At 66.5% G+C, this 25,240-nt stretch carries 23 protein-coding genes and 1 riboswitch; of the genes, 15 read left to right on the forward strand and 8 right to left on the reverse strand.

Going from position 1 to position 25,240, the window contains the following annotated elements; genetic code table 11:
- Positions 1-22: 22 nt before the first annotated feature.
- Positions 23-694, reverse strand: a complete 672-nt coding sequence (locus CLM74_RS01160; protein WP_025875757.1) for an epoxyqueuosine reductase QueH — start codon at positions 692-694, stop codon at positions 23-25.
- Positions 695-834: 140 nt separating this feature from the next.
- Positions 835-1,052, reverse strand: a riboswitch (cobalamin riboswitch).
- Between the two features lie 154 nt (positions 1,053-1,206).
- Between CLM74_RS01160 and CLM74_RS01165 the strand changes: the two genes are divergently transcribed.
- Positions 1,207-3,057 carry a patatin-like phospholipase family protein gene (locus tag CLM74_RS01165; RefSeq protein ID WP_199776066.1) on the forward strand — a complete coding sequence of 617 codons (1,851 nt, stop codon included), beginning with the start codon at positions 1,207-1,209 and terminating at the stop codon, positions 3,055-3,057.
- A gap of 49 nt (positions 3,058-3,106) precedes the next feature.
- Here the strand turns inward: CLM74_RS01165 and CLM74_RS01170 are convergent, their stop codons facing one another.
- Together CLM74_RS01170 and CLM74_RS01175 are read right to left on the reverse strand one after the other, a co-directional pair.
- Entirely contained in the window at positions 3,107-4,060 is a 954-nt protein-coding gene (locus CLM74_RS01170; RefSeq protein WP_105163265.1) for a DUF1028 domain-containing protein, read from the reverse strand.
- Between the two features lie 277 nt (positions 4,061-4,337).
- A complete protein-coding gene (locus CLM74_RS01175; RefSeq protein ID WP_025875750.1) occupies positions 4,338-5,705 on the reverse strand; it encodes a short-chain fatty acyl-CoA regulator family protein in 1,368 nt (455 codons plus the stop codon).
- Positions 5,706-5,819: 114 nt separating this feature from the next.
- Here CLM74_RS01175 and CLM74_RS01180 point away from each other — a divergent pair, with 114 nt between their 5' ends.
- Genes CLM74_RS01180 through mmsB form a run of 5 tightly spaced genes read left to right on the forward strand, consistent with a single transcriptional unit; the run spans position 5,820 to position 11,360 of the window.
- Positions 5,820-7,325 (forward strand): CoA-acylating methylmalonate-semialdehyde dehydrogenase, encoded by a 1,506-nt coding sequence (locus tag CLM74_RS01180; protein WP_025875748.1) that lies wholly within the window; start codon positions 5,820-5,822, stop codon positions 7,323-7,325.
- A gap of 15 nt (positions 7,326-7,340) precedes the next feature.
- Positions 7,341-8,507, forward strand: coding sequence for an acyl-CoA dehydrogenase family protein (locus CLM74_RS01185; protein WP_025875746.1), 1,167 nt, complete (start codon positions 7,341-7,343; stop codon positions 8,505-8,507).
- Positions 8,504-9,301 (forward strand): enoyl-CoA hydratase, encoded by a 798-nt coding sequence (locus tag CLM74_RS01190; RefSeq protein ID WP_059064019.1) that lies wholly within the window; start codon positions 8,504-8,506, stop codon positions 9,299-9,301. The genes CLM74_RS01185 and CLM74_RS01190 overlap by 4 nt, the downstream gene beginning before the upstream one ends.
- Positions 9,298-10,473, forward strand: coding sequence for an enoyl-CoA hydratase/isomerase family protein (locus tag CLM74_RS01195; RefSeq protein WP_059064020.1), 1,176 nt, complete (start codon positions 9,298-9,300; stop codon positions 10,471-10,473). The genes CLM74_RS01190 and CLM74_RS01195 overlap by 4 nt, the downstream gene beginning before the upstream one ends.
- A complete protein-coding gene (gene mmsB, locus CLM74_RS01200; RefSeq protein ID WP_025875740.1) occupies positions 10,470-11,360 on the forward strand; it encodes a 3-hydroxyisobutyrate dehydrogenase in 891 nt (296 codons plus the stop codon). The genes CLM74_RS01195 and mmsB overlap by 4 nt, the downstream gene beginning before the upstream one ends.
- A 148-nt stretch (positions 11,361-11,508) precedes the next feature.
- On the opposite strand, the gene CLM74_RS01205 is transcribed toward mmsB, so the two are convergent.
- Both CLM74_RS01205 and CLM74_RS01210 read right to left on the reverse strand, forming a co-directional pair.
- Positions 11,509-11,934 carry an organic hydroperoxide resistance protein gene (locus CLM74_RS01205; RefSeq protein ID WP_065724136.1) on the reverse strand — a complete coding sequence of 142 codons (426 nt, stop codon included), beginning with the start codon at positions 11,932-11,934 and terminating at the stop codon, positions 11,509-11,511.
- 111 nt (positions 11,935-12,045) lie between these two features.
- Positions 12,046-13,026 carry a cation transporter gene (locus CLM74_RS01210; RefSeq protein ID WP_105163266.1) on the reverse strand — a complete coding sequence of 327 codons (981 nt, stop codon included), beginning with the start codon at positions 13,024-13,026 and terminating at the stop codon, positions 12,046-12,048.
- A 209-nt stretch (positions 13,027-13,235) separates the two neighbouring features.
- On the opposite strand from CLM74_RS01210, the gene CLM74_RS01215 reads away from it, so the two are divergent.
- The 5 genes from CLM74_RS01215 (at position 13,236) to CLM74_RS01235 (ending at position 19,494) form a co-directional block, all read left to right on the forward strand.
- Positions 13,236-14,696, forward strand: a complete 1,461-nt coding sequence (locus CLM74_RS01215; protein ID WP_105163267.1) for a SulP family inorganic anion transporter — start codon at positions 13,236-13,238, stop codon at positions 14,694-14,696.
- 7 nt (positions 14,697-14,703) lie between these two features.
- Positions 14,704-15,255: a hypothetical protein gene (locus CLM74_RS01220; protein ID WP_234003408.1), complete on the forward strand. Its 552-nt coding sequence runs from the start codon at positions 14,704-14,706 to the stop codon at positions 15,253-15,255.
- Between the two features lie 210 nt (positions 15,256-15,465).
- Complete coding sequence (locus CLM74_RS01225) at positions 15,466-16,329, forward strand: lysozyme inhibitor LprI family protein (RefSeq protein WP_105163268.1); 864 nt, start codon at positions 15,466-15,468, stop codon at positions 16,327-16,329.
- A 130-nt stretch (positions 16,330-16,459) separates the two neighbouring features.
- Positions 16,460-17,050 (forward strand): lysozyme inhibitor LprI family protein, encoded by a 591-nt coding sequence (locus CLM74_RS01230; RefSeq protein ID WP_105163269.1) that lies wholly within the window; start codon positions 16,460-16,462, stop codon positions 17,048-17,050.
- A gap of 41 nt (positions 17,051-17,091) precedes the next feature.
- Positions 17,092-19,494 carry a peptidoglycan-binding protein gene (locus CLM74_RS01235; RefSeq protein ID WP_105163270.1) on the forward strand — a complete coding sequence of 801 codons (2,403 nt, stop codon included), beginning with the start codon at positions 17,092-17,094 and terminating at the stop codon, positions 19,492-19,494.
- Positions 19,495-19,551: 57 nt separating this feature from the next.
- On the opposite strand, the gene CLM74_RS01240 is transcribed toward CLM74_RS01235, so the two are convergent.
- Positions 19,552-20,130 (reverse strand): hypothetical protein, encoded by a 579-nt coding sequence (locus CLM74_RS01240; protein ID WP_105163271.1) that lies wholly within the window; start codon positions 20,128-20,130, stop codon positions 19,552-19,554.
- Between the two features lie 146 nt (positions 20,131-20,276).
- Between CLM74_RS01240 and dusA the strand changes: the two genes are divergently transcribed.
- From dusA to CLM74_RS01260, 4 genes are all read left to right on the forward strand, one after another.
- Positions 20,277-21,320: a tRNA dihydrouridine(20/20a) synthase DusA gene (gene dusA / locus CLM74_RS01245; protein ID WP_105163272.1), complete on the forward strand. Its 1,044-nt coding sequence runs from the start codon at positions 20,277-20,279 to the stop codon at positions 21,318-21,320.
- A 212-nt stretch (positions 21,321-21,532) separates the two neighbouring features.
- Positions 21,533-21,901 carry a hypothetical protein gene (locus tag CLM74_RS01250; RefSeq protein WP_033832803.1) on the forward strand — a complete coding sequence of 123 codons (369 nt, stop codon included), beginning with the start codon at positions 21,533-21,535 and terminating at the stop codon, positions 21,899-21,901.
- 72 nt (positions 21,902-21,973) lie between these two features.
- A complete protein-coding gene (locus CLM74_RS01255) occupies positions 21,974-22,657 on the forward strand; it encodes a response regulator transcription factor (RefSeq protein ID WP_004136763.1) in 684 nt (227 codons plus the stop codon).
- A gap of 22 nt (positions 22,658-22,679) precedes the next feature.
- Positions 22,680-24,104, forward strand: a complete 1,425-nt coding sequence (locus CLM74_RS01260; RefSeq protein ID WP_032978238.1) for a sensor histidine kinase — start codon at positions 22,680-22,682, stop codon at positions 24,102-24,104.
- A 96-nt stretch (positions 24,105-24,200) separates the two neighbouring features.
- Here CLM74_RS01260 and CLM74_RS01265 read toward each other — a convergent pair whose 3' ends face one another.
- Entirely contained in the window at positions 24,201-24,989 is a 789-nt protein-coding gene (locus CLM74_RS01265) for a M90 family metallopeptidase (protein WP_199776067.1), read from the reverse strand.
- Positions 24,956-25,231: a hypothetical protein gene (locus CLM74_RS01270; protein ID WP_025878320.1), complete on the reverse strand. Its 276-nt coding sequence runs from the start codon at positions 25,229-25,231 to the stop codon at positions 24,956-24,958. The genes CLM74_RS01265 and CLM74_RS01270 overlap by 34 nt, the downstream gene beginning before the upstream one ends.
- Positions 25,232-25,240 lie beyond the last annotated feature (9 nt).

Below are 25,240 nucleotides of genomic sequence, written 5' to 3' on the forward strand. Positions count from 1 at the left end.
GTGGCCGCCCCTCGCGCGCACGTCAATCGCCGCTGGCGGTGTCGTTGTCCTGCCCGTAATACAGCAGGCCGATCCTGATGCGCTCGCGGCCGTTCTCGCGACGATGGCGGTTGGCATCGCGCAGCGAGTAGACGCAGCCACAGTACTCCTGCTGGTAGAACTGCTCGCGCTTGCTGATCTCGATCATGCGGCTGGCACCGCCGCCCTTGCGCCAGTTGTAGTCCCAGTACTGCAGGCCCTCGTAGCGCGAGGCGGCGCGCACACCACAGTCGTTGATCTGCGCCATGTTCTTCCAGCGCGAGATGCCCAGCGAGGAGCTGATGGTGTCGTAGCCGTGCTCGTGCGCGTACAGCGCGGTGCGCTCGAAGCGCATGTCGAAGCACATGGTGCAGCGGATGCCACGCTCGGGTTCGTTCTCCATGCCACGCGCACGGCTGAACCAGTTGTCGGTGTCGTAGTCGCAGTCGATGAAGGGGATGCCGTGCTGTTCGGCGAAGCGGATGTTCTCCTGCTTGCGCAGTTCGTATTCCTTCACCGGATGGATGTTGGGGTTGTAGAAGAAGATCGCGTAGTCGATCCCGGAGGCGGTGATCGCCTCCATCACTTCGCCCGAGCATGGCGCACAGCACGAGTGCAGCAACAGGCGCTGGCCGTTGTCGGGAAGGGTCAGGGTGGGGCGTTGGAGCTCGGTCATCGTCGGGTGCATCTGGGCGTGGGCAGCGGGTCTGGACGGAAACCGTGAACAGGACGCGCGCGGCCACATCGCCTGCACGCGCAGGACGACGACGGCCCCGGCAACCTCCCCGCGGAGATTCCAGGTCGAGTCAGGGGACGGTCGTGTCCCCCGGCCGGGGCCGGTATTCGGGCTGATGGACACGGGCCGGCTGGCCCACCTACTACCTGCCGCTTCCCAGGCGCGAGCCCAGTGCTGTTGGCAGGATTCGTTTCCATTCACCGCTGCGGGGCAGCTCCGGAATGGGCGCGCAAGGCGCCTTCACCGGATTCCCGTTTAAATCCCTGCCGCCATCGAAGCCACGGCAGGGATACCTTCGGCGTGCCCACGGTGGACGCGTTGGCGGCAATGGTCAAGGGCCGGTGAAAACGCAGGGCTGTGGCGCGTTTCTCAGGCTGTGAGAGTGCCTCTTGCCATACTGGGCACCGACAGACGGGAGGTGGCTCGTGGCGGCGAAGTACTGCGATCTGGTCATGAAAGGCGGCATCACCAGCGGCATCGTGTATCCCAACGCGGTGCTCGCACTGGCCCGCGAATACCGCTTCAAGAGCATCGGTGGCACCTCGGCCGGCGCGATCGCCGCTGCCGTGGCGGCCGCTGCGGCATATGGCGACCGGCGCCAGCAACGGGGCGAACAGCTGCCTGGCGACGCCGGCTATGGCGGCCTGTCGGCGGTGTCGGCGCAGCTGTCGCGGCGCGGATTCATCTACAGCCTGTTCCAGCCCGCCGCCGGCGCGCGCGCTGCGTATCGGTTGCTGGTGGTGCTGACCGGCAACGCCGGCTGGCCACGCAAGCTGCTGTGCCTGGCCATCGCGGTGTTCCAGATCGCGCCGCTGGAAGTGCTGGTGTCGTTGGCACTGCTGCTCGGCCTGGGCTGGTGGGGCGGTGGCTGGAGCGGCGTGGCGGCGACCCTGCTGCCGTCGCTGCTGTGTGCCTACGGCGCAGGCGTGGCCGCCGCTGCGCTGCGCGTGGCTCGGGTGGCGCGGCGCAACCTGCTGGGCCTGTGCAGCGGGCTTAGCCGGGATGCAGGCAAGCCGGCGCTGACCGAATGGCTGCATGAAAGCCTGCAGCAGCTGTCGGGCAAGCCGATGGATGCACCGCTGACCTTCGCCGATCTGCACGACGCGCCGCGCTATGCAGGCGAACCGGATAGCCCGCATGCGATCACCCTGCAGATGATCACCACCTGCGTATCGCACAACGAACCGCGCACGCTGCCGTTGGGCGGGGCGCAGTTCTGGTTCCTGCGCGAGGAGTTCGAGCAGCTGTTCCCGGCCAGTGTGGTGCAGTGGATGGTCGACCGCGCCGGTCCACCGCGCGAGGTTGAAGGCCGCAACTACTACCATCTGCCGCAGGGCGCGTCGCTGCCGGTACTGGTGGCCACGCGCATGAGCCTCAGCTTCCCGCTGCTGATCAGCGCGGTGCCGCTGCATGAGCCCTCGCGTCGCGAACGTCGCTGCGAGCCGACGTCGACGGCTGCAGGAGAGGCCGGACACAACGTGGCCGACAGCATGGAAGGGCTGACCAGCGCGGGCCAGGGCTGTGGTCCGGTGATCACCGCGTTCCGGGTGTGCTGGTTCTCCGACGGTGGCATCAGCAGCAACTTCCCGATCCACCTGTTCGATGCCGCACTGCCGCGCTGGCCGACCTTCGCCATCAACCTGGTCTATCCGCAACGCCCCGAGCCGGTGGTGCGCGAGAGCGACAACCGCCAGGCGCTGGAACGCGCGGTGTTCCTGCCCACCGAAAACCGGCATGGATGGCAGCGACATTACCAGTCCATCGCCACGCCGCTGGCGGCCGGTGAGCTGGGCCGCTTCCTGTTCGCGGTGGTGGCCACCATGCAGAACTGGCGCGACCTGCTGCAGGCGCGTGCGCCGGGGTATCGCGACCGCATCGTGCATGTGAGCCTGCAGGGCGACGAGGGTGGCATGAACCTGGACATGCCACAGGAGGTGCTGACCCGCATCGCCGACAAGGGCAGCCTCGCGGGTGCGCGCTTCTGTTCGTTCTCGTTCGAGAACCATTACTGGATTCGTTGGCGCAACCTGGCCTCGGCTTACCAGCGCTACACGCTGGAGATATCGCGCACCGATGATCCGGCGCAGCAGGTGCTGGCCTATCGCGCGGCCTATGCGATGGTGGCCACCGGCACGCCGCCACCGCCGTCGTACAAGCTGGGTTCGGAAGACAAGCGGCTGGCGTCGCAGCAGCTGTGGGGGCTGATGGTGGAACAGGGCCGCAGCTGGGATGACCTTGGCCCCGACCTCACCGACGGCTCGCCACGGCCGTTGCCACAGATGAAGGTGACGCCGATCTATTGATCGCGGTGCGCCGCTGCGTTCGCCGGGCATGGCCCGGCGCTACCGTTGGCTATCGCCACGCCTCGACCACTGCATCGCCGCGCAATGGCGCATACAACGGCAAGGCCAATTCCTGCTTCACCCATTCCGGGTTGAGCGCGCGCAATCCCGCCAGGTACTCGCGGGCCAATGCGGTTTCATCGTGCGATATCGCCAGCCGCGCCGCGCGTGCCCATGTCCGGTCCCAACCATGCGCCAGCGCCAGCGAGGTGGCCAGCGACGCATGTGCGCCGGCCACGTCGCCCTTTTCCCACTGCTGTTCGGCGCGGATGATCGCTTCATTCGAAAGCCGCATGTCGTACAGCTCGCGCAGGCGCGCCACGGCACGCGGGTCGGCATCCACGCGCAGGTCGGTGTCCTGCCAGTCGCCGCCAGGCGTGCGCACCAGCAATGCCGCCGACCATTGCCCGCTGCGTTGTCCACCCGCCGCTTGTCCCGCTTCCAGCGCTGCCAGCAGGCGCGCGGCAAGCGCACCGTGGGTGGTCGTAAACGCGCGTTGCATCGCCGCCAGCACGTCCGGCCCGGCCAGTCCGTTGCCTTGCACGCTTACCTTGCCCTCGCCAACGGCACCGGCCCAATCGGCCCGCTGCGCGGTCGCGCCGGTGTACTGCGCGTTGCCGCCTCGCGCACTGACCAGCCCGACCTGGCGCTCGGCGATGGTGGTGCCATCGAAGTCGCCATCCTCGTCCAGCAACTGCTTGAGCACCTGTGCCGGCGTGCGACCTTCGGCCAGCAGCGCCAGCCCCTTCGAGCCGTAGGTCGGGTTGGTTTCGAACTGGCTGGCGACCGCGCCGACCTTCGCCTGCGCCCACTGCACGCCGACACCGCCGACGGCGAGGTTGTGCGTGGCGACAGCCACCCCGCAGTCACCGGCTTCGTTGCAGGCGGCAATGGAAAAGGTCGCCCATGCCGGTGCAGCGACAGCAGCGAGCAGCAAGGCCAGGCAAGAACGCAACAGGCACATGGGGCATCTCCAGGGCAGGCAATGCAATGGGATGCAGCCTACGCGCGGAAGGTTTAGTAGATCCACGCCATGCGTGGATGAATCCCCATCGAAATCGAATATTTCGACAATTCGTCGAAGAGCATCCACGCATGGCGTGGATCTACCGTGTCGACCAAGGTCGACACCCACCAAAAGCAGGCCATGCCACCCCGCCATCCCACGGAATGCCCGCTGTTGCTTTTGCTGTTGCCTTGGATTGAAGCAGGTGCAGGGCGCAGCCCTGCCGGGCCGCCCCCTACCGCCCCGGCAACTGGGTAAACGCGCGCTGCATGCAGTCCTCGCGCGGGCACACCCGGCAGCCCGGCCCGATCGACACCGAATTGCCCGGGCTCTGCACGTCCAGCCCCAGCGAATACACCAGCCGATCGGCATGCTGCAGGTCACACCCCAGTGCCACCGCGAAGGTCTTGCGTGGCTGGCCGTGTCCCACCGGGCCGCTGCTGACCTGTCGCGCCAGCCAGAAGTGGCGCCGCCCATCGGGCATGCGCGCGGTCTGGGTGAGGATGCGTCCGGGCTGGTTGAAGGCCTCGTAGACGATCCACAACGGACACGAACCACCCACCTGCGAGAAGTGGAAATCGGTGGCCGAGTGGCGCTTGGACACATTGCCCGCGCGGTCCACGCGGATGAAGAAGAACGGCAGGCCGGGCGCACTGCGTCGCGCCAGCGTGCTCAACCGATGGCAGACCGCCTCGAATCCCACACCGAACTGATGCGCCAGCAGCTCGATGTCATAGCCGCTGGCCTCGGCCGCGCGCAGGAAGCGCATGTACGGCATCACCAGCGCACCGGCGAAATAGTTGGACAGGCCGATACGCGCCTGTGCGATGCGGGCCTCGTCGGTGAAGCCGGTGCGCGCGATCACCGCATCGATCTGCGGCAGGTAGCCGCGCAGCGCCAGCTCGACCGCCATCTGGAACGCCTGCTGGCCCGGCTCCAGATAGTCGGGCAGCCACAGCGTACGGCTGCCGGCATCGTACTGGCGCTTCTCGCGCCCGGCCTGCAGTGCAGCCACTTCCACCAGCACCCCGTGGCGGTCGGCCAGCAGCTGGCGCAGCCGTGGCGCCACGTGTCCTGGCGCCAGCCCCCATTCGGCGAACAACTGCTCGGCCAGTTCGTCCAGCTCGGGGATGTGGTTGTGCATGCGGTTGAAGAACTCGCGCACCTGGTCGCCGGCCGGCAACGTGCTGCCCGCGCCCGGCTCGCCCAACTGGAACTCCAGCGCGGCGGCATGCTCGCGCAGCGCCAGATGGCGGCGATGCAGGTCCAGCAGCGCGCGGCTGACCTGCGGCAGGTTGCCGGCCAGCGCGCGCAGTTCGGTGGCGCTGACGTCGGCCAGGCCCAGATCGCGCAGGGTCTCGCCCAGCGACTCCTGCAGCGCGGCGGGCTCATCGTCGTCGAACAGGGTGGAAACATCGCCCAACACCTCGCCCAGCTTCTTCTGCACCGCAGGCGTCAGCGGGCGCTTGTTGCGCTCGATCTGGTTCAGGTAGCTGGCCGACAGCCCCAGGGCGCGGGCAAGCTCGGCCTGGCTGTAGCCGCGCTGCTCGCGCAGGCGCAGCAGACGCAGGCCGAGCTGGCGCTGGGGGGCTGAATAATTCACAGAATTAACAGGAATCGTGGCGGGCATTGGCCAGATTAAGCGGATTCAGGCCGGAAATCGAGGCGTTGCCTGTGAATAATGCCAAGCATCTTTCGCACCCCGTGGATTGTCGTCATGACTGTTGCAGCGCCCCGTATCCGCATGCTGATCGATGGCCAGTTCGTTGAATCGGCCACCTCCCACTGGCAGGACGTGATCAACCCGGCCACCCAGGACGTGCTGGCCCAGGTGCCGTTCGCCACCACGGGTGAAGTCGATGCCGCCGTGGCTGCCGCCAAGGAAGCCTTCAAGACCTGGCGCAAGACCCCGATCGGTACCCGCGCGCGCATCTTCCTGAAGTACCAGCAGCTGATCCGCGAAAACATGAGCGAGCTGGCGCACATCCTCACCGCCGAACAGGGCAAGACCCTGCCGGATGCCGAAGGCGATGTGTTCCGCGGTCTGGAAGTGGTCGAGCACGCCGCCGCCATCGGCAACCTGCAGCTGGGCGAACTGGCCAACAACGTGGCCAACGGCGTGGACACCTACTCGATCATGCAGCCGCTGGGCGTGTGCGCAGGCATCACTCCGTTCAACTTCCCGGCGATGATTCCGCTGTGGATGTTCCCGATGGCCATTGCCACCGGCAACACCTTCATCCTCAAGCCGTCCGAGCAGGACCCGATGGTCACCATGCGCCTGGTCGAACTGGCGCTGGAAGCGGGCATTCCCAAGGGCGTGCTGAACGTGGTCCACGGTGGCGAGGAAGTGGTCAACGCCATCTGCGACCACCCGGACATCAAGGCGGTGTCGTTCGTCGGTTCCACCCGCGTCGGTACCCACGTGTACAACCGCGCATCGCTGGCCGGCAAGCGCGTGCAGTGCATGATGGGCGCCAAGAACCACGCCGTGGTGCTGCCGGACGCCAACAAGGAGCAGACCCTCAATGCGATGGTCGGCGCGGCCTTCGGTGCGGCGGGCCAGCGCTGCATGGCCGCCTCCACCCTGGTGCTGGTCGGTGAAGCGCGCGGTTGGGTGCAGGACCTGGTCGAAAAGGCCAAGACCCTGAAGGTCAGCGGTGGCACGGTCGCCGGCACCGACGTCGGCCCGGTCATTTCCTGCAGCGCCCGTGATCGCGTCGAAGGCCTGATCGCTTCGGGCGTGGAGCAGGGTGCCAAGCTGGTGCTGGATGGCCGCAAGCCGCAGGTCGATGGTTTCGAGAAGGGCAATTTCGTTGGCCCGACCATCTTTGCCGGTGTTACCACCGACATGCGCATCTACCAGGAAGAAATCTTCGGGCCGGTGCTGGTCATCCTCGAAGCGGAAACGCTGGATGAGGCCATCGCCATGGTCAACAGCAACCCGAACGGCAACGGCACCGCGCTGTTCACCCAGTCCGGCGCCGCAGCACGCCGGTTCCAGGAAGACATCGACGTCGGCCAGGTCGGCATCAACGTGCCGATCCCGGTGCCGGTACCGCTGTTCTCGTTCACCGGTTCGCGCGCCTCCAAGCTGGGCGACCTGGGTCCGTACGGCAAGCAGGTGGTGCTGTTCTACACGCAGACCAAGACCGTCACCGCGCGCTGGTTCGACGACGAGACGCTGAGCCATGGCGTCAACACCACGATCAGCCTGAAGTAACCGCAGGGAGCAGCCATGAGCCACTCGATGACGACGGAACAGGAAGAAGCGCAGCAGGCGTACCGCGAAGCGGCGCGTGACTTCGCACAGGCCGAACTGGCGCCGCACGCCGCGCGATGGGATGCGGAGGGCATCTTTCCGCGCGAGGCGATCGCCAAGGCCGGTGAACTGGGCTTCTGCGGTCTGTACATGGACCCGGAAGTGGGCGGCAGCGGCCTGAGCCGACTGGACGCCGCCGTCGTCATCGAGGAGCTCGCCAACGTCGACCCGTCGACCGCGGCCTATATCAGCATCCACAACATGGCCTCGTGGATGGTCTCCAAGTGGGGCCAGCCGGCGCTGCGCGATGCGTGGGGCAATGACCTGTCTTCTGGCAGCAAACTGGCCTCGTACTGCTTGACCGAGCCGGGCGCCGGTTCGGATGCAGCCTCGCTGAAGACCACCGCCGTGCGCGATGGCGACTTCTACGTGTTGAATGGCTCCAAGGCCTTCATTTCCGGCGCCGGTGCCACCGAGCTGCTGGTGGTGATGGCACGTACCGGCGGTGCCGGTGCAGGCGGGGTCAGCGCGATCGCGGTGCCGGCCGACCTGCCGGGCATCAGCTATGGCCGCAAGGAAGAGAAGATGGGCTGGAACAGCCAGCCCACCCGCGGCATCACCTTCGAAAACGTCCGCGTACCGGTCAGCCACCTTCTGGGAGAGGAAGGCGGCGGCTTCAAGCTGGCGATGAAGGGGCTCGATGGTGGCCGCATCAACATCGCCGCGTGCTCGCTGGGTGCTGCGCAGGGCGCGCTGGATGCCGCACGCCGCTACATGGGCGAGCGCCGCCAGTTCGGCAAGGCGTTGTCCGAATTCCAGGCGCTGCAGTTCAAGCTGGCCGACATGGCCATCGAGCTGGTTGCCGCGCGGCAGATGGTGCATACCGCTGCGCGCAAGCTCGATGCCGGTGCCAGCGATGCCAACGTGTGGTGCGCGATGGCCAAGCGTTTCGCCACCGATGCCGGCTTCACCATCTGCAACGAAGCCCTGCAGATCCACGGGGGCTACGGCTACATCCGTGAATATCCGATCGAACGCCTGCTGCGCGACAGCCGCGTGCACCAGATCCTGGAAGGCACCAACGAGATCATGCGGGTGATCGTTGCCCGTCACCTGCTAAATACCGAAGAGGAACTGCGATGAAGGATTGGCGTACCCAGGAGCACGTTGGCCTGAAGGTCGAGGCCGATGGCCACACCGCCGTGGTCACCCTGAACAACCCGCCGGCGCATACCTGGACCGTGCACAGCCTGTCGGCGCTGCGCGACCTGGTGGGCGCGCTCAATGCAGACCGCGACATCTACGCGCTGGTGATCACCGGTGATGGCGAGAAGTTCTTCTCCGCGGGGGCCGACCTCAACCAGTTCGCTTCCGGCGACAAGGCTGCCGCACGCGAAGCGGCACGCCGTTTCGGCGAAGCCTTCGAGGCGCTGTCCGCGTTCCGTGGGGTGTCGATCGCTGCGATCAACGGCTACGCCATGGGCGGCGGCCTGGAGTGCGCGCTGGCCTGCGACCTGCGCATCATCGAAGACCACGCCCAGGTTGCGCTGCCGGAGGCCACCGTCGGCCTGCTGCCGTGCGCCGGTGGCACCCAGAACCTGCCGCGCCTGGTCGGCGAGGGTTGGGCCAAGCGCATGATCCTGCTCGGCGAGCGCATCAACGCCGAAACCGCCGTGCGGATTGGTCTTGCCGAAGAAAAGGTCGGCAAGGGCGAAGCCAAGGCGCTGGCACTGGAATGGGCGAAGAAGGCCGGCAAGCAGAGCCCGACCAGCATTGCCGCCTGCAAGACGTTGGTGCAGTCCACGCGCACCGGCACCCATGCGTCGGCGCTGGTGGCCGAGCGCGAGGCCTTCGTCGATCTGTTCGACACCGCTGACCAGGTCGAGGGCGTGAGTGCCTTCCTTGAAAAGCGCGCCGCGCAGTGGAAGAACGCATGACCACCGACACCGTTGCCGAGCAAGCACCGGTGCTGTTCGAAGAGCGCGTGGCCGGCAACGGCACGCGCATCGGCATCGCCACGCTGAACGCACCGCGCACGCTCAATGGCTTCTCGCTGCCGATGGCGCACCTGCTGCTGAAGCAGTTGAATGCCTGGGCCGACGACGACGGCATCGCCATGGTGGTGCTGCAGGGCGCCGGTGAGAAGGCGTTCTGCGCCGGCGGTGACCTGCACAGCCTGTACCAGAGCATGCGTGCCTACCGCGACGCCGGCCAAAACGATATCCGCAGGAATGACTACGCCGCCGAGTTCTTCGACGTCGAGTACCGCGTCGACTACCTGATCCATACCTACGCCAAGCCGATCCTGTGCTGGGGCCACGGCATCGTGATGGGCGGCGGCATTGGCCTGATGTCCGGTGCCAGCCACCGCGTGGTCAGCGAACGCTCCAAGCTGGCCTTCCCGGAAATCACCGTGGGCCTGTTCCCTGACGTGGGTGGCAGCTGGCTGCTGCCGCGCGTGCCGGGCAACGGTGGCCTGTTCCTGGCCCTGACCGGTGCGCTGCTCAACCCGGGCGATGCGATCTATGCCGGCCTGGCCGACGTGCATGTGACCGAGGAACGCCGCAGTGCGGTGTTCGACGCGCTGCTGCAGGTCGCGTGGTCGACCGATGCCGCACGCAACCACGAGCGCCTGTCACAGCTGCTGCTGTCGTTTGCCAGCGATGCGGCTACCGGCCCGCTGCTGGCCAACGCTACGCAGGTCGATGCGCTGTGCGCAGGCGATGATCTGGCCGCCATCGTCGAACGCATCAGCACCTTGCAGACCGATGACGCGTGGCTGCAGGCCGCACAGAAGACCCTTGCCGCCGGTGCGCCGGGTTCGGCACGGTTGGCCTTCGAACTGCAGCGCCGCAGCGCCGGCCAGGATCTGGCCAGCGTGTACCGGCTGGAATACATCACCGCCCTGCATTGCGCCGCGCATGGTGATTTTGCTGAAGGCATCCGCGCGCTGCTGATCGACAAGGACCGCAATCCCTCGTGGAACCCGGCCACGCTGGCCGATGCCGACCGCGCATGGGCCGATACGTTCTTCGCTTCTCCCTGGGCCGATGCCGCGCATCCGCTGGCCGACCTGGGTACCCCTGTCGCTGAAAGGAGCCTTGCATGAGCCGCGTTGCATTCATTGGGTTGGGCAACATGGGTGGCCCGATGGCCGCCAATCTGGTCAAGAACGGCCACACCGTACGTGTGTTCGATCTGGTGCCTGCCGCGGTGCAGGCGGCGGTCGACGCGGGTGCCAGCGCAGCGGCATCGGCACGCGAGACCCTGGCCGATGCCGAGGTGGTGATCTCGATGCTGCCGGCCAGTCGCCATGTTGAAGGCGTGTACCTGGGTGATGACGGCATCCTTGCCGCGATTCCCGCCGGTGCGCTGGTCATCGACTGCAGCACGATTGCCCCGGCCAGCGCGCGCAAGGTATCCGAAGCGGCCGCCGCACGTGGCCTGCAGATGATCGACGCGCCGGTGTCCGGTGGCACTGCCGGCGCACAGGCCGGCACGCTGACCTTCATCGTCGGTGGCGAAGAGGACGCGCTTGAACGCGCCCGCCCGGTGCTGCAGGCGATGGGCAAGAACATCTTCCATGTGGGCGCCAGTGGCGCCGGCCAGGTCGCCAAGCTGTGCAACAACATGGCGCTGGGCGTGATCATGGCTGTCACCGGCGAAGCCATCGCCCTGGGCGTGGCGCACGGGCTGGACCCGAAGGTGCTGTCGCAGATGATGGCGGTCAGCACCGGCCGCAGCTGGGCCACCGAAGTGTGCAACCCGTGGCCGGGCGTGCTGGAAAACGCGCCGGCGTCGCGCGGTTACAGCGGCGGCTTCGGCAGCGATCTGATGCTGAAGGACATGGGCTTGGCGGTGGAGGCGGCGATGAGCGTCGGCGCCTCGATCCCGCTGGGCGAAGTGGCCCGCAACCTGTACTCGATGAACCACCAGGCCGGCCGCGGCAAGCTGGATTTCTCCAGCGTCGTGCAGCTCATCACGAGCGAAAAGTGACCTGGTAGTGCCGGCCGCTGGCCGGCAACCTCATGCCCCCTTGCGGGACAACGAAGGTGGGATGGGCGGATGCCCGGTTTCGACCGGCATCCGCCCATTTTTTTGCCCAGCCGCTTGGTAGTGCCGGCCGCTGGCCGGCATCACCGCATCAGGCAACGATCAGCGTCACGTCGATGTTGCCGCGGGTCGCGTTGGAGTACGGGCAGACGATGTGTGCCTTCTGCACCAGATCTTCCACCTGCTCGCGCGGCACGCCCGGCACGTTGATGGTCAGCTCGGCTTCGATGCCGAAACCGGTCGGGATCTGGCCGATGCCGACCTTGCCGGTCACGGTGGTGTCGGCCGGCAGCGCGACCTTGGCCTGGCCGGCGACGAACTTCAGTGCGCCCAGGAAGCAGGCCGAATAGCCGGCAGCAAACAGCTGTTCCGGGTTGGTGCCCGGGCCGCCAGCGCCGCCCAGCTCGCGCGGGGTCGACAGCTGGATGTCCAGCACGTTGTCGGACGAGACGGAACGGCCTTCACGGCCGCCGGTGGAGGTGGCCTGGGCGGTGTACAGAACCTTTTCGATGGACATCGGGATGCTCCTGATCAGTGGGTGGGTAGTGCGTTGGAGCTTACTTTGCCCGGATTCTGCACACCTTTGGTTGCAATAAATCCGAAAAATTTGATTGAACGTCCTGCCGGCCTAGATCGTCCATTCCCGGTCGGTGGTGAACATGATGGTCAGCCAGCGGTCCGGCGACGATTCGCCCAGCGCATCGCCGATCTCGTCACGCAGGTGATCCCACTCCAGCAGGGGCCGCGGCGGATCGTCCTCACGCACCACGAAGAACAGCTCGATCTGCTCGCCACGGCCCACCTGCGCCACGTAACTGCGGTGCTCGACGAAACCGTGCTTTGCAACAATCGCCCGCGCCACCGCATCCACATGCGCCTGCAGTTCCGGCGGCGTAACCAGCAGGATGCCGGCCAGCGCGCGCCGCACCGTGCCCAATGGCGCGATCATCACCAGCACGCAGACGAAGGCGAGGATGGCCGGATCGATGTACGGCCCGACCCACGCCAGCGAGGTGCCACGCACCAGCACGCCACCGAGGAAGGCCAGCAGATAGCAGGCCGACATGCTCGCGGCGATCACCCAGTTCTTCGCATCCAGTGCGATGAACTCCGAACCGATGCGCTGGTTCGCACGCAGCACGAACCAGGCCAGCGCGCTTTCAGCCACGATCGACAGTGCCGCGAAGATGATTGCGGGGCCAAGCGCGATCTGTCGCCCACCCGACATCAGCGCATCGACCGCATTGACCAGTGCGTACAACGCCGCACCGATCATCAGCGTGCCACTGACTCCCAGCACGATCGGTTCCAGATGCCAGAAGCCCATGGTGAAGCGCTGGTTCAAACGCGACTGCACTGCGTCGGTCTGGGTGGACAGCGCGATCAGCCGCGCGACCAGCAGCGACAGCCACGTCATCACCACGTCGATCAGGCCGTAGATGCCATCGAAGATGATCAGCGACGAATTGGCCAGCAGGCCGAATACCACTGCGGCGGCGGCCAGCAGCAGCGAGGCGGCGATGGACAGCCGCAGCACACCCTGCTCGGTTGCGGGGTCGAAGAAGTGCGGTCGGTCAGTGGTCATGCCTCGATTGTAGAGCGGAGCCATGCTCTGCTGCCTTCAGGGGGCGCCTTCGCTACCCCGGCGGCGGATGTTCCCGTAGACTGCGCCCCTTCCACGCTCCCCGACGACGCACTGCAGTGATCACGCCACCCTGAACCTTGCCGCCCCTCGGCAGCCGGCCCAACCGGCTCAGGAACCCGCGTCTTTCACTGCAGCGCCACGTGGCCCAGCCCGCGTGTGCGCGGAGTTTTCCCATGCAAACGTCTTATCCCCTGCGCCAGCAATGGCTCGGCAACCTCCGTGGTGATCTGCTGTCCGGCACCGTCGTCGCCCTGGCACTGATTCCCGAAGCCATCGCGTTCTCGTTGATCGCCGGCGTCGACCCCAAGGTCGGCCTGTATGCTGCTTTCTCCATTGCCGTCATCACCGCGATTGCAGGCGGCCGCCCCGGCATGATCTCTGCCGCCACCGGCGCGATGGCCCTGGTGATGGTCGACCTGGTCAAGGACCACGGCCTGCAGTACCTGTTTGCCGCCAGCATCCTGGCCGGCCTGCTGCAGGTGCTGGCCGGCGTGTTCAAGCTGGGCTCGCTGATGCGCTTCGTTTCGCGCTCGGTCATCACCGGCTTCGTCAACGCGTTGGCCATCCTGATCTTCCTGGCCCAGATGCCCGAGCTGATCGGCCGCGGCCCCACCGTGTATGTGCTGTGCGCCGCCGCGTTGGCGATCATCTACCTGCTGCCGCGCATCAACCGCGCAGTGCCTTCGCCGCTGGTGGCGATCGTCGTGCTCACCGCCGTGGTCATCGGCTTCGGCATCGATGTACGCAGCGTGGGCGACATGGGCCAGCTGCCCGACAGCCTGCCGTACTTCCTCATCCCCGATGTCCCCTTCACCTGGGAAACGCTTCGCATCCTGCTGCCGGTGTCAGCCACGCTGGCGGTGGTCGGCCTGCTCGAATCGATGATGACCCTGCAGATTGTCGAGGACATCACCGAGACGCCCAGTGAGCGCAACCGCGAGTGCGTCGGCCAAGGCCTGGCCAACACGGTCACCGGTTTCCTCGGTGGCATGGCCGGCTGCGCGATGATCGGCCAGTCGGTGATCAACGTGACCTCCGGTGGGCGAGGCCGCCTGTCCTGCCTGGTGGCCGGCGTGCTGCTGCTGGTGCTGGTGGTGTACGGCAGCGACCTGGTGCGGCAGATCCCGATGGCCGCACTGGTGGCGGTGATGATCATGGTCAGCATCGGCACCTTCAGCTGGCGCTCGCTGCGCGACCTGCGCACGCATCCGCGCAGCTCGTCGGCAGTGATGCTGCTGACCGTGGTGGTCACCGTGGTCACCCACGACCTGGCCAAGGGTGTACTCAGCGGCGTGCTGTTGTCTGCCCTGTTCTTCGCCCGCAAGGTGGGCCGCATGCTCGACGTGCAACGCGAAGACGTTGCGGACATGGACATGCAGGTCTACCGCGTGCGCGGCCAGGTATTCTTCGCCTGCGCCGGACAGCTGGGTGCGGCGTTCGACTACCAGCACGTGGCGCCGAAGGTACAGATCGACCTGCGGGAGGCCCACCTGTGGGACCTGACTGCCGTCGCCGCGCTGCAACGCGCGCAGGAAAAGCTGACCGCGCATGGCGCCGAAGTCAGTGTTGTCGGCCTCAACGCGGCCAGCCAGACGCTGATCGAACAGGTGGGGGGCAGGGGCAGCGCGCACTGATGGCCGCTTGCTGTTTTCGTCTGCAAGTTTTCTGATTGAGGCCTGCCTTCACCGGATGCACTGTGATTTCGTGCATTCGGCACAGATCGGAAAAAGACGAGAGATGAGCACAATACGTGTGTTTCCGGTACTTCTGTACTCCGCAGTGGGTCTTGGCTTGACGGCGCTATCGCCCAGTGCGGTTGCGACCTCGCCCCGCATCGTTATCGAACATGTTTCCCACCACCGCGCAGGAACCGCTGAGGCGGCGGCGATCGCACGGTGGCTGGACAGCATCCCGGATGCGGATCGGCGGACGATGGAGCTGGGCACGATTACGGTGCAGCAGCGCCGGCCCCCCTCCGATGCCTGGGCCTCTGCCGCAGTGGCCCCTCCCGTTCCGCTTCCGGCCTCGGGTGCTGCCGGTGAGAAGATCACCATCACCAATGAGCTTCCCGGTGGCTTCGTGGAAACCTGGACGTTCCAGTGGGTTGCGGGAGAGGGTGGGGGCGGTTGGAAGCAGACCGATTACGAAACGCACGCGCCGATCGTGCAGCCTGATCGGCCCAACGAGCTGTGACGGAGCGGTGGTGGCCGGTCGCAGCAGGCCACCACCGCTCCAAAGTTGGTCGCGTCAGGTTTCTGCGGTGCCGTCCGCGCAAGCTGAATTCAGTCAGCCATCTGAAACCGCCGCTGTCGTAGGATCTGCACCGTGATCGGGGCCGATGGACGGACCCTCCCGGCCGGCACCCGCTGGCCACAAGCAAGGGAGATGCAAGCAATGCAGGTAATGGATGCCCATGGGGGCAATGAACAGATCGCCTCCGGCCGTCGGTACTGGAAGGTGCTGGCCCTGTGCCTGGTGCTCACCGCGTGCCAGGCGCCTTCTACCCCGGCATCGGCCGAAGCGGCGGCCGCTCCGGTTCCGCTCGCCGCGGCAGCGCCGGCAGCGCCCCCCCATGCAGTGACCGGTGATTCCTCTCGGTACCCGGATGCGTCCTACACGGACGGTCGCCTGCGCCCGGCTTATGGCTGGTGCGTGGATGGCGTGGAGGATGCGGGCAAGCTGCAGGCCTGCGGCAAGGATGAACTGGCCTATCAGGAAGGGCGCCTGCAGGAGGGTGCCAGCAAGACTGTGACCGGGCTCGACGCTGCTGCGAAGCAGGCGTTCCTTGCCACCCAGGCGACCTGGCGCAGCGATACCGACCGTCATTGCTCCGCTCCGACCAATGCCGGTGTGGATGACCTGAAGGCACAGGAGTGCCGCCTGTTCCGCGTGGCCAACCGTGCCGACGCATTGATGGCGCAGAGCGGCCCGCCCGATACCTCCTACACCCAGGCAACGCTTCGCCCGGAATTCATCCGCTGTGTGCAGCAGGCCCGTGGCATGAACGACCATATCCAGGCCTGCGGCGATACCGAGCTGGCCTACCACCAGACGCAGCTGCAGGCCGAAGTGGCGCGCCTGATGAACGGCCCCGACAGTCCGGCCAAGGACCGCTGGATGGACGAACAGGCCACTTGGGCCGAGGACACCGACAAGCGCTGCAGCCCGGCTACAGAGAGCGTGGGCCAGGCGCTGGACGCGCAGTCGTGCCTCATCAACCGCTACGCCAACCGCGCGGTGGAACTGCAGGCGCGCGAGCGCCGTTGATGTCCGGCTGAAACCTGAATTCAGTCAGGCACCGGCATTCTGCGCTGGCGTAGCATCCTCACCGTGATGGGGCCGATGGACGGCTCCTCTTTGCCGACCCACCCGGCGACTCACCAGGGAGAAGCAAGCAATGCAAGCCTTGAGCGCGCCTGCGCGCATTGATCGATCCGCCTTTGAAATCCGACGCGGAATTGCGCTGGTGCTGTGCCTGTTGCTGGGCGCCTGCCAGGCCCCTTCGGCCGACAGCGCCACGGTTGCCGCTGCCGCCAGCGCAGATGAGCCCACACCGGCAGCCACATCGACACCGGCCAGCGCGACGCCTGCAACTACAGCCGCCGATGCCGACGCGGATGCCGATGACTTTCCCGCGCCGCTGCCCGATGCCTCCTACACCCAGGCCAACCTGCGTCCTGCGTACACCCGTTGCGTGGACGCCAGCGAAGCGGTGACAGCACGCCTGCAGGCATGTGGCGACGAGGAGTTGAGTTACCAGGAAAACCGCTTGGCCGAGATCGTCGCCGGTGTCGTGGCAAGTCCCGACAGCAAGGCCAAGGATGACTGGATGGATGCGCAGGCTGCCTGGTGGTCGGACACCAATCGCCATTGCCGCTGGGATCCCAAAACCGATGGCCAGGGCCAGAGGCTGGACGCGCAGTCGTGCCGCATCAACCGCGTGGCCAACCGCGTTGACCAGCTGCAGGCCGCTGCACGCAGCAAGTGACCTCAATCCACCGCATTGCCAACTGAGAGGAGTCCTTCGACATGGATGTAGTGACCGATGCAAGGAAGGCGATGGAACACTGGCATCGCGGCCAGACCTCCGCCCGTTTTGAAACCGACAACCGTGGTCCAGGCTGGATTTCCTCGGGCAAGGGTGACCATGGCGGCGTGTCCTATGGCAGCTACCAGTTCGCCAGCGCCGTTGGCGGGGTGGACGAGTACCTGAAGTCGTCCCGCTATGCGGACCAGTTCCACGGCCTGAAGCCTGCGACGGAAGCCTTCAGCGAGCGCTGGAAAGCGGTGGCCGCACGCGACGAAAAGGGCTTCGCCCAGGAACAGCACGATTTCATCCAGCACCAGTATTACGACGTGCAGATGGATCGCCTGAAGAAGGTCGGCGTGGACCTGCAAGGTCGCGGCCCTGCCGTGCAGGACGCGCTGTGGAGCACGTCGGTGCAGTATCGCAACATGACCCGTGGTGTATTCCAGAATGGCCTGAAACAAGCCTATGGTGATGATTACAAGCTGTCCGAGCTGAGTGACGAGCAGATTGTCAGGGCCGTGCAGGATTACAAGCACGCCAACGTCCAGCGCCATTTCGAGAGCTCGCCCAAGCAGTGGGATTCGCTGCGCGAGCGCACGCTCAATGAAAAGTCCGAGCTGGTTGCGCTGGCGCGCTACGACAGGATCAACCACGACCCGCAGCCGTACCAGGGCAAGACCTACGAACAGGCGTTCGGCGAGCCGGCGCATCGTCAGTCCGCCGCGCGCCCGGCGCGTGCGCCGATGGCCGACGGTGTGCTGGTGCAGGGCGAACGCGGCAATGAAGTGCTCGCGCTGCAGCAGAAGCTGGCGCAGGCCGGCTACACCGGTGTGGATGGCAAGGTGCTGAAGCCCGACGGCGATTTCGGCAGCGATACCTACCACGCGGTGCGTCAGTTCCAGAAGGCGCATGGGCTGGAAGAAGATGGCAAGGCGGGGCGTGACACGCTGTCTGCACTGAACGCCGGGGTTCGCCCACCCGCACAGACACCGGCACCGCCATCGGTATCCTCGCCAGAACGCCACGAGCCGAAGGCGCCCTCTACGGATGGTGCGCCGGTGGCGGCCGCCCCCGGTGGCGGCCGCATCACGGTGATCGAGCCCTACGGCAATGTCACCAGCAACCGCACGCTGGCCCACGGCATCAGTGGCGAAACGGCCTATCGCGAACTGAAGATCCATCATCCCAACACCAATGCCGAAGCCGTGCGCACCGGCGATGCCCGCAAGGCCGACCGCCAATCGGGCATGGTCGAAGGCGAGATGGAGAACATCCGCACACGTGAGGACAAGAATGACATTCCGCTGGTGCGCAAGGACCTGATCCTCACCGATCGCCTGGGCAGCCGCGATGTGATGATTCCGAACCCGGTGGCCGGCTACGCGCAGTTCAACAAGGACGCGACCAATTCGATCAGCCTCTACAGCCACCCGGCCGGCGATCCGCGCCGTGAGCTGGTAGGCCAGGTGCTGCACGGCGCCGCCGGCACGTCGCCCTACAAGAACGGTGACTTCGTCGAGTATGGCGCCCCGCTGATCCAGCAGTCGAACGCCGGCAGCAAACCGGTGCATGCGCATATCGAAGTGGAGCCGGCGCAGTTCCGCCGCTACCTCGGCGACATGCTCAACGACCGCATCACCCTCGGCGGCAAGGTACACGCGCAGGGGCCGGAAGCAGCGCAGGCCGCACGCGCCACGCAGCAGGCGCCGATGGCCGACGGCATGCTGGTGAAGGGCGAACGCGGCGATGAGGTCAAGGCGCTGCAGGGCAAGCTGGCCGCGTTGGGTTACACCGCCGCCGACGGCAAGGCGCTGGGCACCGATGGCATCTTCGGCAAGGACACGCTGGCAGCGGTCAAGCAGTTCCAGGCCAACAACGGCCTGGAGCAGGATGGCAAGGCCGGCCGCCAGACCCTGGCGCGCCTGGACGACCCGGCCGCAGTGAAGGCCGGCGCGCAGACCGCCGCCGCCCCGGCACGCGCCGAACCGGCAGCACCGGCAGCGCCCAGCATGCGCGATCCTTCGCATGCCGAGAATCCGCGCTTCAACCAGGCCCTGGAGAAACTACAGGAGCTGCAGCAGCAGCGCGTGCAGGCTGGCCTGTGCCCGCTGTTCGCCAATGCGCAGGAAACCGAACGCGCCGCCGGCCAGCTGGCCTACGAGAGCAAGGTCGCCGGCATGCGCCAGATCGACCATGTGGTCGCACGCCCGGATGGCAGCGGCTTGTTCGCCGTGCAGGGCAATGTCGGCGACCCGGCTGCGCAGCGCACCTTCGTCGACAGCCGACAGGCCGTGTCGCAGTCGGTCGAGGCCAGCACCCGCCAGACCGAGGAACTGGATGTCCAGTTCAACCAGCGCGTGCAGGAACAGCAGCAGGAGCAGGTGCGCAACCGCGGCCTGTAAGCCTGCTGCACTGTGGCCGAAGGCTCCGGGCCCAACGACCCGGGGCCTTCTGTCGATTCATTCTGCAGGGTCGACCCGCCGGTACACCCCGAACTGGGTCCTGCGCTGGCCCATCGGGATGATCAGGGCCAGCAGGACCGCGCCTCCGTCCACCTGCTTCACCACCAGATCGTTTTCCACCGTGCAGGACAGTTCCACGCGCGACCAGACGCAGCCGGCGCCGGCCTCGCCCGGTTTGCACGATGACCACCGGTTGATGACCAGCTGTTCTCCTTCGGCGCTGTAGCCCTTGCCGGAAGTGCTGCCTTCAGCCTCGATGCCGGTACCGTCGGCGGCATGGAAGCGGGCCACCAGCCGGCTCGCCTCCTGGCGGATCGTGACCTGGTGGATGTCCTTGTTGTAGACGCCAAAGAGCCTGGAAAGCGCGCCGATGGGCGCATTTTCCTGTCCGGCCGACAGGTAGGACGGCCGGTTGTCGAAGGTGGCGCCTTCGGTGAAGTCGCATCGTGGGCCGGGCTTGATCTCCGCGATGCGCGCGTCGCGGACGCTGCTGCAACCACTGCCCAAGGCCAGTCCCGCCAGCAGGGTGAGGCAGGCGAGGCCAGAGCCCGCCAGCGAGGATGCAGTCGGTTTCATTGTGGCTTCCCTTCCAACAGATGCGGTGCAACAGGAACTCGCGTACCGAGTATCCCCACGCAAGGGCGGCAGCGGCAACCCGGCCTGCATCCCCGGCTGCCCGCCGCCATTCATCCGCCCGGTGTAAACTATTGATCTCACTGGCAATGCCGGTCTCCACGATCAACCGCCCGATGACGTCCGCCACCGCCCGTTACGCTGATTCCCTGCGCCTGTCCGTCGCTCCCATGATGGACTGGACCGACCGCCATTGCCGGGTGTTCCACCGCCTGCTGGCGCCGGGTGCGCGGCTGTACACCGAAATGGTGCACGCCAATGCGGTCATCCATGGCGATCGCCAGCGCCTGCTCGGTTTCGATGCCAGCGAACAGCCGCTGGCACTGCAGCTCGGTGGCAGCGATCCGGCGCTGCTGGCGCAGGCCGCGCGCATCGCCGCCGACTGGGGCTACGACGAGGTCAACCTCAACTGCGGCTGCCCGTCCGACCGCGTGCAGGCCGGGCGCTTTGGTGCCTGCCTGATGCGCGAGCCGGTGCTGGTGGCCGAATGCGTGTCGGCCATGGTCGAGGCAGTGGACATCCCGGTGACGGTGAAATGCCGCTTGGGCGTGGACGAAGACGACAACTACGAGGTATTCGCCAGTTTCGTCGATCGCCAGGTCGAGGCCGGCGCCACGATGGTGGTGGTGCACGCCCGCAATGCCTGGCTGAAGGGCCTGTCGCCGAAGGAGAACCGGGAGGTTCCGCCGTTGAAGTACGACTGGGCCTACCGGCTGAAGCAGGAGCGCCCGGCACTGCCGGTGGTGCTCAACGGCGGCCTGGCCAGCATCGAGGCGGTGCAGGTGCAGGCCGCGCACGTCGATGGCGTGATGCTCGGTCGCGCGGCCTACCACGACCCCTACCTGCTGCATCAGCTGGAAGCGCTGCAGACCGGCGCGCCGCTGCGTCCGCGCGGTGAGCTGCTGCGCGCCCTGCGCCCGTACATCGACGCCCGCCTGGGCGAGGGCCTGGCCCTCAAGCACATCACCCGCCACATCCTCGGCCTGTTCCACGGCCAGCCCGGCGGCCGCGCATTCCGCCAGGTGCTGAGCGAGGGTGCCCATCGCCCCGGTGCCGACTGGGCGCTGGTCGAGCAGGCGCTGGCAGTCACCGAACGCGAAGCCGACCGCGAAGCCGACCGCGCCGCTGCGTGACGTCAGTCACATTCCTGACTTGACAAGGGCGGCCATTTCGTCCCGAATGTTCACTTAGCTGAACAACGGTCTGGAGCATCTGGAAAAGTTCAGACCGGATTCACTGCCCGAAACCAAGAATTTGCAAAAGATTTGTAAAACGCCGGGTTCCATTCCGGTGCCCGGATTTACGACTTTTGAACGAATCGCCGTGCTCGGCTAGGATCGCATCGATGTCTTCCGCTCCCTTCCACCGCTGTATTGCCCTGGCCACCTGCGTGGTCCTGGCGGCTGCCCCGCTGTCTTCGGCGCTGGCGCAGGACCCGCAGCGGGAACAGGGGCGCGCAGAAATGATGGAGCGTGGAGGCCGTGGCGCAGGCAACGAGCGCTCGCTGTCCGATGCCGTGCGCCGCGTGCAGCGCACCACCGGTGGCCACATCCTGGGCGCCGAGCGTGTGCCGTTCGATGGTCGTGACATCAACCGGGTCAAATACATGGACGACCGCGGTCGGGTCCGCTACATGGATGACCCCGCCCCGGCACGTTCACAGCCGCGCACGCCGCGGTCGGATATGTCATCACTACGCGGCGATAACCCCTGAACAGGGATAGTTGTCGCTATCAACCCGTACCCACAGGCCTCCGGGCCGCACCCAGCACACTAGGGAGAGTTCATGCGTATCCTTCTGGTCGAAGACGAAGCCCCGCTGCGTGAGACCCTGGCAGCCCGGCTCAAGCGCGAAGGTTTTGCCGTCGATGCAGCGCAGGACGGCGAAGAAGGCCTGTACATGGGCCGCGAAGTGCCGTTCGACGTCGGCATCATCGACCTTGGCCTGCCCAAGATGTCGGGCATGGAGCTGATCAAGGCCCTGCGCGACGAAGGCAAGAAGTTCCCGGTGCTGATCCTGACCGCGCGTTCGAGCTGGCAGGACAAGGTCGAGGGCCTGAAGCAGGGCGCCGACGATTACCTGGTCAAGCCGTTCCATGTGGAAGAGCTGCTGGCCCGCGTCAACGCGCTGCTGCGCCGCGCCGCCGGCTGGAGCAAGCCGACCCTGGAATGCGGTCCGGTTGCCTTGGATCTGGCAGCGCAGACCGTCAGCGTGGCCGGCAGCAATGTCGACCTCACCAGCTACGAGTACAAGGTGCTGGAGTACCTGATGATGCATGCCGGTGAACTGGTCTCCAAGGCCGACCTCACCGAGCACATCTACCAGCAGGACTTCGATCGTGACTCGAACGTGCTGGAAGTGTTCATCGGCCGCCTGCGCAAGAAGCTGGACCCGGATGGCGAACTGAAGCCGATCGAGACCGTACGCGGTCGTGGCTACCGCTTCGCGATTCCGCGTAACGAGGGCTGAGGCCTTCAACAGGCGATAAACGATGTCCGGCCGTCTGTGGTTCTTCCGACGCTGGCGGCCGCGCTCTCTGCAGGCGCGCCAGATGTTCGCCGCGTCCGTGGGTCTGGTCGCGTTCCTGGCCTTGGCCGGTTACGCGCTTGATGCCGCCTTCGCCGATACGGCGAAGGCAAACCTGCGCGAGCGCCTGAAGAACTATGCCACCGCCTATGCGGCCGGCATCGACTTCACCCGCGACCGCTCGCTGTACATCCGCGAGCAGCCGCCGGATCCGCGTTTCGACGTGCCCGGCAGCGGCCTGTACCTGCAGGTCGTCATGCCCGACGGCAAGGGCAATTCGATGTCCGCCGAAGGCCCGATGCTGCCCACCGTCGGCGGCGGCCTGCTGGCTCCGCGCCAGGAAGTGTTCGAAGGCCCGCTTCCGATGATCCAGATCGACGGCAGCCAAGGCTCGGTGTATCGCTATGGCCTGGGCCTGGTGTGGGATGCCGACGCCGACCCGGCCACCGAATTTCCGTACACCATCTACGTGATGGAAGACTCGCGCGCGCTGGGTGCGCAGCTGCGCGTGTTCCGCAGCCGGGTCTGGTTCTACCTGGGCGGCATCGGCCTGATCCTGCTGCTGCTGCAGACAGTCATCCTGCAGTGGAGCCTGCGCCCGTTGCGGCGGGTGATCACCGAACTGACCAAGGTCCAGCGCGGCGAGACCGAGCGCATGAGCGAACGCCACCCGCGCGAGCTGGAGCCGTTGACCGACAGCATCAATGCCTTCATCGAGGGCGAGCGTGAGAACCTGGAACGCCAGCGCAATACCCTGGCCGACCTGGCGCACAGCCTGAAGACGCCGATTGCGGTGCTGCGTACGCAAATGGACAGCGGCGCCGGCGATGGCGCCCTGCGCGAAGAGCTGGACGTGCAGCTGCAGCGCATGAACAACCTGGTGTCCTACCAGCTGGCACGCGCGGCCTCGTCGGGCCACAAGCTGTTCTCGGCACCGCTGCCGATCGAATCCAACGCCGAGGAAATCGTGCGCGGCCTGGAGAAGGTCTACGCGTCCAAGGGCGTGCTGTGCGAATTCGACATCGACCCGGCCGCGCGCTTCCACGGCGAACCGGGCGACCTGCAGGAGCTGCTGGGCAACCTGCTGGAGAACGCGTTCAAGTGGGCCAAGCGCCGCGTGCTGCTGACCGCGCAGCCGTTGCCGGCGCCGAATGCGCGTCGCGCCGGCCTGCTGCTGGCAGTGGATGACGATGGCCCGGGTATTGCTCCGGAGGACATCGGCAAGGTGCTGCAGCGTGGCGTGCGCGGCGATGAGCGCGTACAGGGCCACGGCATCGGCCTGTCGATCGTGCAGGACCTGATCAAGGACTACCGCGGCGAGCTGCAGGTGTCCCGTTCCAGCGAACTGGGCGGCGCCCGTTTCGAAGTGCGGCTGCCGCCGGGGCCGTAACGATCCGTTGCAACCCGATCCGCCGGGCACGGCCCGGCGCTACCGGTCTACGTACACCCTCGGGTAGCGCCGGGCCATGCCCGGCGGACGGATGAATCACCCGACCATTGCCGGCGGCTCACCATAGAACCGCCGCAGATGCGCAGCCACCTCCGGCAACGCTTCGGCCAGCAGGTCCGGCGCAGAGAAGTGGTACTCGCTGGCCACCGCGAAGAACTCTTCCGGCGCCTCGGCCGCATACGGATCGATCAGTGTTTCCACGCCGGCATCCACCTGCGCACAGAACGCGTCGTACGATTTCTGGAAGTCAGCAGCCCACTCGCGTTGCCACGCACGCGGTAACGGTGGCGTGCCGTCCATCGCACCGTCGAGCGCATCCAGCTTGTGCACCATCTCATGCACGGCCACGCAGTAACCCTCATGCGGTGCCGCCAGCTCGGCCTGCACATCGGCCCACGAAAGAATCAACGGACCGCTGTCCCACGACTCGCCGATCAGCTCGTCATCCCACTCGTGCAGTACGCCGGCGGCGTCCATATGGCTGCGATGCACGCGGAACGCATCGGGGTAGACGATCAGCTGCGACCAGCCTTCCAACCCCACCTCGCCGAACTCCAGCAGCGGCAGGCAGCACAGTGCAGCCAGCAGCACGCCATCGGCCGGCTGCAGCTGCAGGTCACCGATCGGGGAAATGGTCTTCTCATGCAGGAAGCGCGTGGTCAGCGCGCGCAGGCGTGCATGCCGTTCGTCGTCCAGGCCGCGCAACCACGCTGCGCGGTGGCAGGCATCGTTCCAGTGTGCGTCTTCGATCGGTCGCGGCGCGGGCCGCAGCCACTGCAGCAACGACTTGATCAGCGGAACATACCCGGCAGGTAGCTGTGCCACTTCGGCGCACGGATGCGCTGCAGTACATCGTCGTCACCGCCACCGCCGCTGCTGGTCGCGGCGGCCGGACGTACCGGTGCCGGCTTGGCGGCCGTCGCTGTCGGCGCGTTGGTCGGCGTGCGCTGCGAGGCTGCATCGCTGGCCGAGTAGACGCAGGCGCCACGGCTGTCATCAAGCGCTGCTGTGGCAGATGCCGCGAAGGGCATCGTCAGCAGGATCAGGCAATGGGCATAACGGCGCATTGACGACAT

Origin of the sequence: Stenotrophomonas sp. MYb57 (assembly GCF_002966815.1) — a bacterium.
In the GTDB taxonomy this organism is placed as follows: domain Bacteria; phylum Pseudomonadota; class Gammaproteobacteria; order Xanthomonadales; family Xanthomonadaceae; genus Stenotrophomonas; species Stenotrophomonas indicatrix.